Genomic DNA, 15,417 nt, shown 5'->3' on the forward strand with positions numbered 1-15,417 from the left:
TGTAGCGCGTTATTTAGAATTTGAGAATAGCCAACTTAATAGTTCAGGCTCGGCAAATGTCGGATCCCAGCTGTTGTGGTTGGCGTTAGGGTAAATGGTGAGTTTTGCATCACCACCTTTTGCATTAATGGCTGCTGCCATGGCTTCCGAATATTTAGGAAGCACGATGTCATCCTTTCTGCCATGAAAAATCCAGAAAGGAACCTTTTTAGCATATTTGTTTGCTGCCTTTGGGTTGTCTCCACCACAAATTGGGGCTGCTGCCGCAAATGTGTTTGGCTTTCTACTCACCAGCTCGAATGTGCCCATTCCGCCCATCGATAGGCCCATTACATAAACTTTTTCGGTATTTACGTGGGCAAGCTTTGTAAGCGAATCGGTAAGCGAAAGCACACCTTGCATGGCGTTGGTTGGTTTTCCACCTTTTTTAAAGGTAAAGTGCCTTGTTCCGTTTTCATCTACCACGCGGTCTACATTGGCCCAATAGTCGTCCGTTGGGCACTGCGGAAATACGATGATGGCAGGGAAGTCTTTGCGATTTTGCGCATCTAAAAACAGCTTGCTGCCATGGGCAAGCTGCTTGTTGTTGTCGCTACCGCGTTCTCCCGCTCCGTGCAAGAATAGTACGAGCGGATACTCTTTACCTTCATCAAAGTTTTCAGGGTAAAGCACGCGGTAATTCAGCGTGCCTTTTTTGAAATCATGCGTTCTATGTTCGAAAGCTGATTTGTCCTGGGCTTTCAGCCCGAATGCCACCAAAGACAGCGCTAATATTGCTGTTAGCTTATTCATAGGTAAAACCAAGTTTGTCAAGTCCAACTTTTACTTCAGGGGCAGACATAAATAAGTCCCAGATAAGCTCGCTGCGGTAGTTTTCGATCATTACCGGAATTGGTCCTTGATCAATGGCTAAATAGCGCGGCAAGTACCAATCGTCTTGAAAACTAAAGGCATCGTATGGGCCGTAAACACCTACTAGGCTGTCGGTTTCATTGTAAAGCTTTTTCAACATGGCCATACTTTCATCAGGAGTGTAAGGGAAAGAAGAAAGTGCTGCCGTTGGAGAAATTACGCCCAAGTCTCTGTCGGGTCTGTGGCCTGCGTAGCCTCGCATTGAGTAGCTAGAAGTAAAGCCCCACATGTCTTCACCATAGCCTTCAAACTCGTTCGGGTTGGCAACCGCATGGCGGTAGTGAATTTTTGCATGGTTCTGGTTCAGCTTCCAGTAATCAGCGTATTTGTCTTTTAGGCCTTTAGGGTTAAGTCCTAAGTATGAATAATGCGCCCAGAAAAGCGGCCCTACAGGCGAATCGTTTGTTTCGTAGTGGTTCAGCTCAGTTTCAAGTCCATAGTAAATGGTGTCATTTGCAATTTCACCATTCATGGCCCAACCTTCGTGGTACACCTCAGGCTTAACCGGGTGAGTAGGAGAGGCCGCAGCCAATACGTACATGATCAAACATTCGTTATAACCGCGCACATCAAAGTTCATTTCCCAGCCATAGTTAGGCGACCAGTGCCAGTAAAGCACATTTTCGCCTTTTGTGTACCAGTTAAAGTCAATGTTTTTCCAAATGGTATTAATGCGCTCGGCAAGTTTTGCTTCGCGTTCATTGTTCTTGTCCAAATACTGGCGAACAGTTAACAACCCGGCTGCCATAAACGAGGTTTCAACCAAGTCGCCACCATCATCTTTTTGGCTAAAAGCCTTGGCTTTTCCTGTGTGGCCGTCCCACCAGTGTGGGAAGACACCGTGAAAAGTATCTGCAGTTTCTAAGAAATCAACAATCTTTTCGAATCGTTCAATTCCTTCTTCATGCGTAATGAAACCACGTTCCATTCCTACAATAATGGCCATTAAGCCAAAGCCTGAACCACCGGAAGTAATGATGTCCTTGTCATGGCTTGGGTAAATATTATCTGTGTGAAAACGCTCTCTGGCCAAACCGCTGTTTGGTTCGGCACCATCCCAGAAATACTGGAAGGTTTGATATTGCACAAGGTTCAATAGAGAGTCTTCTTCGCTTTGGCTGTCTGCACCGGTCTGCTCGTTTGCGCCTTTCGACTGGCTGCATGCATTAATGGCTAAACAGAATGCAAGCGCCAGTAAGCTTTGTAAAACAGTCTTTTTGTTCATTTTCTTAGGGTTAATTCTTTTTGGTTAATAGCTGGTAAATCCAAGTTTATCTAGTCCATCGGTGATTTCGTTGTTGCTCATGAAAAGGTCCCACAGCAATGCTGTTCTGTGGTTTTCAATCATGATCACAATAGGTCCTTGATCAATTGCCAGGTAAGAGCTGGCTACCCAACTTTCGGTTAGGTTGAAGGCATCGTAAAAGCCATAGTCGCCCCAAAGCATATCGCCCATTATGTAGTAGAAATGCTTGAGCGCTGTCATTGATTCATCTGGGGTGTATGGGAAAGATGAAAGTGCTGCTGTTGGCGTGATTACACCTAAATCGTTTGTTGGCGACTGGGCTGAGTAGCCTTCGTGATTATCGCTGGCGGTAAGTCCCCAAGCGCCTTCGCTATAGCCCACATAGTTTTTCGGGTTGGCTACTGAGTATGCGCGATTAACAAGGGTGTGGGCTTTGTTTTGCTCCCAATAATTGGCGTACTGGTCTGCTAAGTTTCTTGGGTCTAAACCAAGGAATGAATAGTGGCTGAAGAACAGTGGTCCTCCAAATTCATAACCAAGCGGAAGTTCAATGTTATAATATTCGCTACCGTTGGCCATGGCACCATTGCGCGCCCAACCTTGGTTGTAAACATCGGCAGAAATTGGGTGAGTAGGAGAGGCGGCCGCCAATACATAAATAATTAGCGATTCATTCCACCCTTGAATTTTTAGGTTCTTTTGGAAGCCAACATTTGGTGACCAGTGCCAGTAAAGCACGTTTTCTCCTTGCGTAAACCAGTCCCATTCAACTTCTTCCCAAAGTTGGGTAATGTTATCAATAATGGCTTTTTCCTGTGCATTGCCGCTGTTTAGGTATTCCCTTACGGTTAACAGACCTTGCACCATAAAGGCTGTTTCAACCAGGTCTGCCCCATCATCGTCAGAACCAAAAGGAATGGTTTCTCCAGTGTTTCCGTTCATCCAGTGTGGCCAAACGCCATGGAATCTATCTGCGTTTTTAAGAAAGGTTACAATGGTTTCTAGTCTGTCAACACCTTGTTGGCGCGTGATAAAACCTCTTTCAATACCCACAAGAATGGTCATTACGCCAAAGCCAGAGCCGCCAATGGTTACGGTGTTGCCTGAGCTGTTTCTTTCTCTTGCCAAACCGCTCGTAGGGTGGGCAAAATCCCAAAAGTATTTAAATGTTTGCTCCTGAACTTTAGTGAGCAGGGCATCGTCAGAAATTTCAGGGAATTTAAATGTAGGGTCTAATTTGGTGTAGAACTCTAGTTCATAACCACCAAAGGCTTGGCCTTCTGCACTAACTAGGCGATTGCTAAGGCTCAGCTTATATTTCTTAATAAAGTCTAAAGTACTCGTTGGGGTTACCGTAATGGTTTTGTCGTTGTTTGAAGCCTGAACCGTTACAGATTTGCCTGAAAGCGCCACGGCCGATTCGAACGACTGCACATTAATGGCATTGTTGAACTCGAAAGTAATGGTAAGGTCCGGATCAATGTTTTGGGTGCGTGGGTTATTGCCAATAGTTTCACTGTTTAAGCTTACGGCAAGCAATTCTAATGGCCCAGCCGCGGTAGAAAAGCTAAGGCTCACTGGGGTAGCAGCTGCACCCGAGGCGCTTTTAAGTTCGCTGGTTATTTCTAATGTGTATGTGCTATTTTCTTGTAAAGGTCCGTTGGTTGAAACGTAAACCGATTTACCATCGGAAGATAGGGTAGTGGTAGTGTTTATGGGTTGCTGATTGCTTGTGAGTTTTACGCCATTGCTTGTTGTTGAGGCATCAATGGCAGTAGAAAACCGAAGGCTTAAGGTGCGGTCGACAGGAACGTTGCTTGTAACATCATCAAGGCTTAGACCGATGCTGCCTGCAAATGCACTTTGCAACTCAAAAGTACCACCAGAAGGGTCGTCACTTTTGCAGCTTAATAGAAGGGTAGCTAGTAGTAGAAGGAATGCGTTTCGCATGGTTTTGTTACTTGGTAATATAATTGGGGATTTCAGCCGGAGCCGAAACCCCCAATATGAGAGTGTACTAGTATTAATTTAGTTGTTATTGCGCGGCAGCAATTGCCTGTACTTCGGCATCGGTTAATACCTTGTCGAAAACGCGCAGTTCGTCAATGAAACTGAGGTCAGAATTATGTCCCCAGCCAGTGAACCTAGGTGCACCAGAACCGATAGACATAATGTCGCAGTTAGCCCAATCGATACCATCGAATGTGCCAGATGACACCACTTGGCCATCTATATATACTTTAGCCTCTGTGCCAGAGATAGTAAATGCAAGGTGAATCCAGTCGCCAGTAGTAGGGTCTACATCGGCAGCAGCGCCACCATCGAACCAGCTTTCGCCAGCACCTGTACCTACGTTTAGCTTAAAGCGTTGCATAGTTCCTGCAGCTTCTCTGAAGAAACGGAAACCGCTTGTTCTTACATTTTGAGCAGTAGGATTGTCTGCATCTGGTGGGCCGATTACTAAAATACCAGCCCTGTCTGGCGCAGCATTTACTTTGTACCACATAGATGCACTAAACTCTTGTGTTTGAAGACTTGAAGAAGGGAAGGTTAAGTAAGAGTCCGTAGCACCTAAAAATGCCTCGTTACCTCTTAGTCCTTCACCAGCAAAGCCCACAGATCCTACTTCAGTAGCAGCAACTAGTGAAGCCTGGTCAGTGTAGTCGCCTTCAAATGGCATGTAGAATACTTCGCCAAACTCACCATTGTAAACTGTTCCACCTTCGTCAGCAATAATGCCTTGAATTTCGGATTGAGAAAGTGACTTGTTGAACATACGCAGTTCGTCCATGTAGCTTTGGTCCGAAAGGTGATTCCAACCAGCGAAACGAGGCGCACCAGACATGATCGATATGATGTCTGTATTTGTCCAATCAACACCGGCAAAAGCGCCTGTGCTTACCACTTGGCCATTGATGTAAACAGTAGCTTGTGACTGAGAAATGGTGATACCAAAGTGAACCCACTCGTCAGTTCCTGGAGTTACGTCTGCAGCAGCGCCACCATCGAACCAGCTATCGCTACCACCAGTACCTACGTTTAGCTTAAAGCGTTGCTTACCGCCAGCGTTTTCACGGAAGAAACGGAAGCCGCTTGTTCTGTTGTTTTGCGCATCTGGGTTAGCTTCATCTGGTGGTCCAATGGTTAGAATACCCGCTCTGTCTGGGTCAGCATTCACTTTCATCCAGAATACGGCACTAAACTCATCTTCCAACAAACCTTCAGTAGGGAATGTCAGGTAAGCATCGTTTGCTCCAGCGTAAGCATTACCTCCTACTTTTCCTTCTCCTGCAAAGCTAGGGGCTCCCACAACGGTAGGGTAGGTAACGCTTACTAATTCAATGTTGTCTCCATCGAATGGCATGTAGAAAATCTCACCATCGTATTTCTTCACGTAAGGCGGAACCTTAGAGAAGTCAACACTTTTTGTGGTGGTTTTTCCATCTGTATCGGTAGCCGAAACAGTAACCGTATGGTCGCCATCCGCTAGGGTTTCATAGGTGAATTCCTCGATTACTCTGCGGAAATCTTTGAATTCGCTGAAGCTGGCCAATTCTGACCCATCGAGGTTAAGGCTTATCGATTGCACTTCAATGTCATCTGTAACCTCGAATTTGAACGTTACAGGCGTAACTGTTTCATACACCTGAATTTCTGTACCCGATAGCGGGAAGTTGATTGTAACCTGCGGTGCAGACTCATCCGGTCCCGGATCTACAGCCGTAAGCTCATCTATATAACCATCCTTACAGCCTGCAAAGGCCAAAACAAGGGCAGCTATTAAATATAATTTTAATGCTTTCATGATCTCTTAGTTTACATCTAGTTGAGGAAGAATATCAATTTGCTCTAGCGGATAAGGCAAGAAGCGGTCATCGCTGCCATAAGTTCTTCCGCCATAGTTAAGCTCGGCAGTTCTGTCGTAGCGAACCAAATCGTAGAATCTGATGCCCCATTCCATACCGAATTCTGCAAACTTTTCGTCTAGTACGGTGTCAAGCGTAGCACCGCTAATGTTGCCCAAACCGGCTCTGCTTCGTACTTCGTTAATGGCTGCATCGGCACTCATTGCAGAGCTAGTTGCGCCATTTACCAAAGCTTCGGCATGCATTAGTAAAACCTCTGAGTAACGGATTACAATGAAGTTTTTGTTCGAACCGTAGCTAGTTCTTCCAGGAATTAACTGGTTGGAAGGTAAGTAGTGCTTACCGCTTGAGAACTTAGCTCTTGGGTTTGGTTGGTCGTCAGTTCTACCAATAATATCGCCATCTCTGGTGGTATTAGAGATGTAGGCAGGCAAGTTGTCGTAACCAGGCTCTGCTTCAATCATTTCAATACCTTCTTTGGTGAATAATACAGAAGTTACCAACCTGTCTTCTTCACCTCTATCAAGCATAAATTTGATGTACTTCATGCTTGGTTCCCAGAATCCCCAACCCGGGCTAGAGCCAGCTACAGCTGGTGTCCAGTTGTTAGGACCAAAGAATGCATTTAGGTAGTTAATGTTCTCACCAGAGCTTTGCCCAAAGTCAGAATACTGAAGCTCAAGTAGATTTTCATCAGCCAATTTACCAGGTATTTTAAATAGCTCGTAGTAGTCGCTGTAAAGGGTGAATGCGTTTGAGCTAATGATTTCGCCTGTTGCATCTGCAGCACCTTGGTAATCGCCCATTTCAATTTTAGCCATAGCCTTTACAGCAAGTGCTGTGTGGCGTGTAATTCCACCAGGAACATCCGTTCTTTGGTTTGGTCTTACGTTTGGCAACAAAGGCAAAGCCTCATCAATTTGTGTTGAAATATGCGTTAACACTTCTTCTCTTGTAGAAAGGTCTGTGTTGTACAATGCATCTGTTTGAGAACTTGTAGGGATCAGTATATCGCCCCACAAACGCGTTAACTGAAGCAATTCCCAAGCTCTCATTACTTTAATTTCAGCAATGTATTGGTCAGCTTCGGCAGGGTTTGCAGCAAACTCTTTGTAGCGCTCAATCTCTTCCATTGCCGCGTGGAATTTGATGATGTCATCATAAAAGTTCAACCAAGTAGAGTTGTACATCCAGAATGATCTGTCGTATCGAAACTCGTCTGTTTCAATCAAAGGTACCTGATCACCCGCTGCGTTTACATCGTCTCCGCGAACAGATAGGAGTGGGAATGTTTCCCACTGCAAGTTGTACAGTAGCTGGTAGGCACCTGTAAGCAATTGCGACATGTTTTGCGTTTGCGTATAGTCAGTGTCTTCTACCAGAATTTGATTTTCCAATGGCTCATCGAGCTTTCCATCGCAAGAGACCGTGATTAAGAACGCCATAGTAAGGGCCACAGCGCTTTTGAATATCTTATTTGGTTTCATTGTCAATTCTTTCACTTATTAAAACTTAAGGTTTATACCCAATGTGTAAATAGCCGGAATAGGGTAGGTCTGACGGTCGATACCGTTGGCCACTTCCGGGTTAAATCCATTGTAGTCGAACACCGTAAGTGGACGTTCGGCTGTAAATGTGAAACGTGTCTCTGGCATGTCAGTGAATAACTGACCTTCATTTAATGTATATGAAAGACGTACGTTCTGAATTCTGAAGTATGATCCATCTTCAACAAAGTAGTCACTCATGCTTTGGTTCCAGCCTTTTCTTAAGCCAGCAGCAGAAGGGTACTTGTTAGATGTTCCTTCGCCTGTCCAAAGGTTGGTAGCAAGGTCTGCATCAATGTTGGTGTCTTGCGTAAAGATGATCTCACCTCTTTTTCTGTTAAGAATGCTGTGACCAACTTGGCCTTGGAAATCTGCAGAGAAATCGAAGTTTTTCCAGCTTAAACCAATGTTGAAACCATAAGTAAGGTCTGGTAGGTAAGAACCTAGTACCACGCGGTCGTTGTCGTCAATTACGCCATCACCGTTTTGGTCTTTGTAGCGGAAATCACCTGGCTCAATACCAGAGTTGTTGATGAACTCATTGGTATAACCACTGTTGTCAATGTCATCTTGGCTTTGGAAAATACCGTCTGTTTCGTAACCGTAGAATGCCTGAATAGGGCTGCCAATGATAGAGCGCTGACGGAATTCTGCGGAACCTGCATTAAGGTACTGCGGTCCTCCAAGGCTCAATACCTCGTTGTTTAGGGTTGCGAAGTTACCACCAATTCGGTAGCTCAACTCGTTATTAATAAAGTCTGACCAGTTGGCTGCAAACTCGAAACCTGAGTTTCTAATCTCACCGGCACTTCTTCTTACGTTAGAACGAATAAGGGGAAGGATGATAGTTACAGCGGCATTCTTGGTGTCTCTAACAAAGTAATCTGCCTCGATAGAAAGACGCTCGTTGAACATTAATGATGAAAGACCAATGTTCAATTCTTCTGTGGTTTCCCATCTGTCCACAATATCGAAAGTTGGGATAAGCACGTTTCCAGGAGTTCTGGTGTCGTCAATTGCAACAAATCTAGGGTCGATAGTAGGAGCACCTACAGCTGCAGATACACCTGAGTTACCCAATTGTCCCCATCCACCACGGAATTTCAATAAGTCTACATTGCTAACGTTAAAGAATTCTTCTTCAGAAAGTACCCAACCGGCACCAACGGTAAAGAAGTTACCCCACTTTTGCTGGAATCTGTTGGTTCCATCTCTTCTGAAAGTACCATAAAGTAGGTATCTGTCATCGTAGTTATAAGCCAAACGGCCAAAGTATGAAGAGCCGTAGAATGCACTACCATAGTCGCCAGAACCTCCAATGTCAATTTGAGATCCGTTTAAGTACCATAGTTCATCTTGGCCTTTAGTTGGGTCTGGCTCAAGCTCCGTACCTCTTACAAACACACCTTCCGAAGTTTCGCTTCTGAAAGAGTAACCCGCTACAGCAGTTAAGTGGTGTAGGTCGAAGTCTTTGTTGAATGTTAGGTAGTTATCCCAGATTTGGTTGTTGTTGTTACCGCTGCTTCTTCTCAAAGCAGAAAGTACATTGGTAACACCGTCATGGTAAGCAAAATCAACGTTTCTCGATACTACGTTAGAGTAGCTGTAGTTGTACGCTGTTTTGAATGATAGCATCTGGGGGATTAGGTCGTACTCAAGGTAAACGTTCGCTAAAATCTTAGTTGCTTGGTTTCTGTTGTCATTGTATTCAAGGTCGTAGAAAGGGTTTTGAGAACCTCTATAACCAAGTTGCTGTGCATTTGAATACTGGTTTGGTGTAGCGGCAGTATTCTGGTCATCATACACTGGGATAATTGGCACCGCAAAGTACGATTTGAACCAAACTGAGTTTTCAGCAACGTATTGGTTGCTATTGCTCAGGTTTAGGTTTACACCCATTGTAAGTTTCTCAGAAACGTCAAAATCCAACTTAGTTCTTAAGTTGATTCTCTCATAGTCGTTTCTGGTACCCTTTAAAAGACCTTGTTGGTCAAAGTAGTTAAGCCCTACAGCGTACCTGGTAGCATCGTTACCACCGTTTACCGAAATTGAGTGGTTTTGAATAGGGGCTGTTTGAAGCACCTCGTTGTACCAGTCAGTATTTACATCCGGTACATTTGGGTTGATGTGGCTACGACCATAACGCTGAAAAGCATTGTCGATAAACGATGCATCGGCAGCAGAACCAGTAGCAAGCGCGTAATTCACGAACTGCTCGGTGTTGGCCATCTTCATTACGTTTTGCGCAACTTGCGTTCCGTAATAACCATCGTAAACAATTTGTGGTGCTTGGTTGTAATCCCCTGATTTAGTGGTGATAAGGATTACACCGTTAGAAGCTCTTACACCATAAATGGCTGATGCAGAGGCATCTTTTAGTACCGAAACAGTTTCAATGTCCGATGAGTTAAGGAAATCGATGTTGTCGAAGAACATACCGTCAACCACATAAAGTGGAGCCGAATTACTCTCTAAAGAACCTACACCACGTACACGTACAGTAGGAGAGGCACCCGGAGCACCTGCACTTACAATTTGTACTCCAGGTACTTTACCCTGAAGTGCTTGCATAGGCTGAGCGGCCGGTGTTTTAGTGAGTTCGTCTGCATTTACCGTAGCAATAGACGATGTAAGGTCCTTTTGTTCTTGCGTACCATAACCAATTACAACCACTTCGCCTAGCTCACTAACATCGGTCATTAGTGTTAGGTTAATGGTGCTTTGGTTACCTACAGTTACTTCTTGCGTAACAAAGCCAACAAAAGTGTAAACTATAACTGATTCAGCGCTGGCTACAGTTAGTCTATACTCTCCATTAGCTCCAGTAGTGGTACCATTGGTAGTACCTTTCTCTCTAATACTTACCCCAGGTAGAGGTAGGCCATCCTCCGAAGAGACGATGGTACCCGTAACTGATCTGTTTTGCGCCATGGCACCGAATGCCACAAAGCAAAACAGCAGAACGAGCAGTACTCTTAAGTACGAGCTTAGTGTTCTTTTCATACTTAGTTCATGTTTGGTTTTCAATTGGAAAAAGTTGATTAAATCGTTTGCATTTAATGATGCTATTGTAGTTAAAAGACGCTTCTACTTGCAAATTCATGTTAAAAAAAGCGGCTGTTTTTATGTGAATTTTAGAAGAAAAATTCAACGATTATTTCGCTTAAGTATCATTAAAAAATGCCGATTAGAGCAAATAGAGGTAGGGAAACGATTGCAAGTTGCGCTTTAATATCAATAATAGAAATTTGCCGATTTTAACGATTAATTATCGCCAAGGTGGGTGTTGAAGAAATTGTGAATTAAGGCAGTTGAACTTTTGCCGTTTTCACTGTCATATACCTTCTCAATTTTCTTCTTAAAATTCCAGACGGTATTTCTTCTTAAGTCTAGCATTTCGGAGAGCTGATCGAGCGTGTACTCCTTGCGTTTGTTGTTAGTTATGTAAAGAATAAAGAAGGCCTTTTCTATAGGGAACTTTATACGGTGAAAGATGGTGTTGCTGGTCACCGACTCGTTGTAGCCGCACTTGGTACACCTACGCATAAATTTAGTCTTGCCTTCGTGGTACTTGTCGTTGCCACACTTAATGCAGTGGTAGTTGGTTCCCCACTTTAGTTTCTCTAGAAAGCGGTAGCAGGTTGGCTCGTCAGGGAAGATCTTTTGAAACTGCTCGAGCGTTAGGTTCTTATTGATTAGCCTGTCTTGAAGAATTTCCTGAATGTTGTTTTTAAGCTTCCAGTTGTCAAGGTCTAGCTTAGAGTTTAACGCGTTGATCTCTTTGGTTTGCTCTTCAAGTTTTTGATTAGTGTCGGCCAGCAACAGGTTCTTTTCTTCCAACTGTTGGGTGCGTTCCTTAATTTTCTCTTCTAGCTCCTTGTTTACCTTGTCTTTAAGCTCGGCATTTTCCTGCTGTTGCCTAATGATCCGGTTTTGAGCGCGGTCTCGATTGTCTTTTAAAATTCTAACCCTATCGCTTAGTGCAAAAGTTAGGAATACCATTTCGAGCAAAAAGCTAATGTGCAAGCTGTAGTAGCTTATGGTTACCAATGGAATAACTGAAAGGAAAATGAGTGCTTTGGTTAAAAAGCCTAAGAATAAAATTCCATATGCCACTACGAAGAAGCGTGCGGGTTTGTAGCCTTTGCTCCATACCCTAATACTACAATAGAATATGAGAGATAGCGGAATAATCTCAATGTTACGATACTCGAACAACCTGTGGTTGAAGATGAGTGCATAAATAAAGAGTGCTGTCCTGAGAATTATGGCCCAGTTAATAGCCCAATAGAGCCTAGGGGAGCGCACGCTTAGGTTTAAAAATCTTCGCGAAAAGAGCAGTGACCAAAAGATGAGGGAGAATAATGCCGCTCCGTAAGCAATCTGATTCCACTGAGGCCACGATGGCCAAAGGTATTGATAGGCGATACCATCAACACACATGGCGTACACACCTACACTTATTATATATAGGCAGTAATAGATGTACTTAATTTCTCGAATAGCGAAATAGATCAGCAGATTGTAAACCCCTACAATGAAGATCATGCCATAGAAAATGCCATAGAGGAAGTACTCGTTTAGGGCGTAGCCGACAAATTCGTTTACGGTTCTTATAGAAATACGCACATCTGCGTAAGAGTGCGAGCGAACCCTAAAGTACAGGTTCTGTTGTCCTTTTATATTGGTGTCTACTATCCATTGAAAGTTTTTGTGTAGAAAGGGTTTTTCGTTGAAGGGTTGGAAATCGCCCACTTTGTCGGTGTAGTAGGTGTTGTCTTCGTTGGGGAAGTAGGCGGTAATTTCGTCAATCGTCTGATCGTAAAACTCTACCATCCACTCATGATTAAGCTCATTGGCTACTAATAGCGGAATTTTAACCCAGTAAGTACAGCTGGTGCAATAGTCTTTTGGTTTAAAGCCCGGAGTAACGCTGAACTGCTTTTGAGAAAACAGCACTTGTTCAAAAGTCATGTTGTTGGTGCTGTCGACCATCACAGGGATGTCGTTGAAGGCCAACAGGAACTCAACGTTGGAATTATCAATAAACACGCGCTCTCGCTCGCTTTGCGGGGGAGCGAAGAAGGTTATTAGAGTAATTACCAGGCTGCTTAGGTATATCATCACAGGGTTTTCTACCGTGGATTCTAAATTACAAATTCTAGTGTGATTTAAGTTAAGCTAGGTTTTGCTCTTTCTTCAGTTCGTGTTTTCTGTTTATGTAATATTTGTGTTTGGTGGGTTTGAAATTAATCTATAAAAACCATTATTTTGTATTGCATTCGATTTCAGATAAAAATTTATACCTAAATCAATAACAAGAACGAAAAATGTATTGAAACTAGTTGTTAGTTTTTATCTTGTGGATGTAAAGTACTGATTTCAACTAAAACCAAAATAAAATGTCACAATCACTCAACCGTAGATCAATGTTAAAGCAGGGGCTCCTTACCTTAGGGGGAACAGCTTTATTACCTACACTTGGCTGGGGCGAAACACCGTCCGCACCATTACCACTCAATCCGGAGGGTAAAGTAGTTTATACACCTTTGTTTAAAGAGCATACCGCTACGGTTGCTGCAAAGCTTGTGGCCAAGTTGAATGCCAATGAGAATCCGTATGGGCCTTCGCCTAAAAGTATTAAAGCATTGAAGGATGCTGCCGATGCGGGTAACCGCTATGGTTGGGGGCACCTTTCGCAGTTGGTCGATATGATTGCTGAGAAGGAGGGAGTTTCCAAAGAGCACATTATGATGGGGCCGGGTTCTTCGGACTTGTTAGAGAAATTTGCTTTAGTATACTTTATGAATGGCGGAACCGTGCTTTCTGCCGACCCTTCGTACATGTCGTTAATGAATGTAGCCAAATCGGTTGGGGCAGAATGGAAGGGCGTAACACTTAACAAAGATTGGTCGCACGATTTAGATGCCATGGAAAAGGCGATTACTCCTGATACCAAAATGGTATACATCTGTAATCCAAACAACCCAACTGGGACCATTACGAGTTATGAAAAACTTAAGGATTTCTGCTCCAGAGTATCGGAAAAAGTGCCTGTGTTTGTAGATGAGGCCTATTTAGAGTTTGTAGAAGGCGAAGATGGTAAGAGCATGGTTTCGCTTTTGAATGAAGGTAAAAACGTGATAGTGGCGCGTACTTTCTCCAAAATTCATGGCATGGCTGGTTTGCGCGTTGGTTATGTGGCGGCATTGCCAGAAACTTTGGAGGCTGTTCAGAAAATTACAAGAGGTGGAATGGGGATTTCCAACACCTCTATTTATGCGGCCATTGCCAGCATGAAAGATACAGGATTTCAGGATGCATCTCGCCTGAAAAACAAAGAGGCGCGTGATTATACATTTGGTAGACTGAAGGAAATGGGCTTTGATCCGGTTCCTTCACATACCAGCTTTATGATTTTTCCACAAACAGAATACGAAGGCCGCGAATTCTTAAATAAAATGATGGCGCACGGAATTGGTGTGCGCTCATTCGAGATTTACGACAAGACCTGGTGCCGCGTAAGTATGGGTACAATGAAGGAAATGCAACTGTTTACGGATGCATTAGGGAAGGTAATCGGGTAATCACATATAAACACGGACGCGCGGATATAACATGGATCCAGCTTTACAGAAAACACTTACTTTCATATTATTTATTCTGGTAGGATTTCTTATTCGTAAGAAATTCGCAAATAAGGATCAGGTCAATGGTATTAAGAACATGATTCTTACCATTGCCCTGCCTTCTACCATTTTTGTGGCATTAATGGGGGTGCAAATAGAGGCCTCCATGTTGATATACCCGGCTATGGCTTTGGTTTTCAACTTTGCCCTTTTTGCAATTACTCCTTTGCTGCTTAAGCTTTTTGGTATTGCTGCCGAATCGGCTCAAGGTAGAACCTTGGCTTTGCTGCTGCCTTCTTTGGCACCAGGGCTTTCTTGCTTTCCATTTATATTAGAATACTTGGGTGAAGATGCGCTTGCTAATGCTGCATTGGCCGATGTTGGCAATAAGTTCTTTGTGCTTATTTTTCTATATGTGGTGGCCATGAACTTGTTTTTGCGAAGGAATAAAGGCGAGGCAAATGGTTCGAAAGGAAAGATCAAGAGTTTGTTGCTTTCGCTAATTCAAGAACCTATTAATATGGTAATTATGCTTGCATTGGTTTTGCTTGCATTAGGCTTAAACTTTGAAAGTTTGCCATCTTTTATAGGTGATACGTTTAGCCGTTTTAGCCTTATGATGACACCAATGGTGCTGTTGTTTATTGGCTTGGCGGTAAAAATTGACCGCGAGGCATTGGGCAAAGTATTTTGTGTGCTGTTGAGTAGAGCCGGGATTTCAATGCTCTTTTCTGCCTTGATAGTAACGCTTTTTGGCTTAACGAATCCCGCAGTGATTTTGTTAGCGGTGGTTTTTCCGCTTAGCTCATGCAGTTTTTGGCCGTTTGCTCATATGGCGGCCTTCGATGCTAAAGAAGTAGAGCAAAAGAATAAGCAATTCACCTTCGATATTGAATATGGTGTGCTGGTGCTGGCCTGCTCATTGCCTATAAGCACTTTGCTTATTCTTGGTGTTTTGGCGAGTGGTCATACATTCGCTAATGTTTCAACCATTGCACTTAGCGGGGTAATTCTAATTGCATTGGGCGTTCTACCAACACTTTTAAGACGCATAAACTGGTCGACAGACGCACTGAGTTTGTCATCGAAAGACCGCAAGCGCATGGTAGAACAAACCAAGTAAAACATTTCAATTTCTTGGAGACTGGGTTTTAGCGCCATTTATGGTGTATCCAAGAATTATAAGTCGTAGCGTGAAGAGGGCTACGACTTTGCTT

The 15,417-nt window shown here is 43.7% G+C and carries 9 protein-coding genes; 2 read left to right on the plus strand and 7 right to left on the minus strand.

Annotated features, from left to right (window positions below; genetic code table 11):
• Positions 1-9: 9 nt before the first annotated feature.
• The 7 genes from BMW98_RS09115 to BMW98_RS09145 all read right to left on the minus strand — a co-directional run bounded on the left by BMW98_RS09115 (position 10) and on the right by BMW98_RS09145 (position 12,695).
• Positions 10-792: a carboxylesterase family protein gene (locus BMW98_RS09115; protein WP_090258282.1), complete on the minus strand. Its 783-nt coding sequence runs from the start codon at positions 790-792 to the stop codon at positions 10-12.
• Positions 785-2,137 (minus strand): glucoamylase family protein, encoded by a 1,353-nt coding sequence (locus tag BMW98_RS09120; RefSeq protein ID WP_090258283.1) that lies wholly within the window; start codon positions 2,135-2,137, stop codon positions 785-787. Before BMW98_RS09120 ends, BMW98_RS09115 begins: the two co-directional genes overlap by 8 nt.
• 24 nt (positions 2,138-2,161) lie before the next feature.
• Positions 2,162-4,108: a glucoamylase family protein gene (locus tag BMW98_RS09125; RefSeq protein WP_090258284.1), complete on the minus strand. Its 1,947-nt coding sequence runs from the start codon at positions 4,106-4,108 to the stop codon at positions 2,162-2,164.
• Positions 4,109-4,193: 85 nt separating this feature from the next.
• Positions 4,194-5,963: a LamG-like jellyroll fold domain-containing protein gene (locus BMW98_RS09130; RefSeq protein ID WP_090258285.1), complete on the minus strand. Its 1,770-nt coding sequence runs from the start codon at positions 5,961-5,963 to the stop codon at positions 4,194-4,196.
• A gap of 6 nt (positions 5,964-5,969) precedes the next feature.
• Positions 5,970-7,511 (minus strand): RagB/SusD family nutrient uptake outer membrane protein, encoded by a 1,542-nt coding sequence (locus BMW98_RS09135; protein WP_090258286.1) that lies wholly within the window; start codon positions 7,509-7,511, stop codon positions 5,970-5,972.
• Positions 7,512-7,529: 18 nt separating this feature from the next.
• Positions 7,530-10,574: a SusC/RagA family TonB-linked outer membrane protein gene (locus BMW98_RS09140; protein ID WP_090258287.1), complete on the minus strand. Its 3,045-nt coding sequence runs from the start codon at positions 10,572-10,574 to the stop codon at positions 7,530-7,532.
• A gap of 261 nt (positions 10,575-10,835) precedes the next feature.
• Positions 10,836-12,695, minus strand: coding sequence for a 7TM diverse intracellular signaling domain-containing protein (locus BMW98_RS09145; protein ID WP_090258288.1), 1,860 nt, complete (start codon positions 12,693-12,695; stop codon positions 10,836-10,838).
• Positions 12,696-12,973: 278 nt separating this feature from the next.
• Between BMW98_RS09145 and BMW98_RS09150 the strand changes: the two genes are divergently transcribed.
• Together BMW98_RS09150 and BMW98_RS09155 are read left to right on the plus strand one after the other, a co-directional pair.
• Entirely contained in the window at positions 12,974-14,158 is a 1,185-nt protein-coding gene (locus BMW98_RS09150; protein ID WP_090258289.1) for a pyridoxal phosphate-dependent aminotransferase, read from the plus strand.
• 31 nt (positions 14,159-14,189) lie between these two features.
• A complete protein-coding gene (locus tag BMW98_RS09155; protein WP_185116629.1) occupies positions 14,190-15,323 on the plus strand; it encodes an AEC family transporter in 1,134 nt (377 codons plus the stop codon).
• Positions 15,324-15,417: the final 94 nt, after the last annotated feature.

The organism is Roseivirga pacifica, from assembly GCF_900111145.1.
GTDB lineage: Bacteria > Bacteroidota > Bacteroidia > Cytophagales > Cyclobacteriaceae > Roseivirga > Roseivirga pacifica.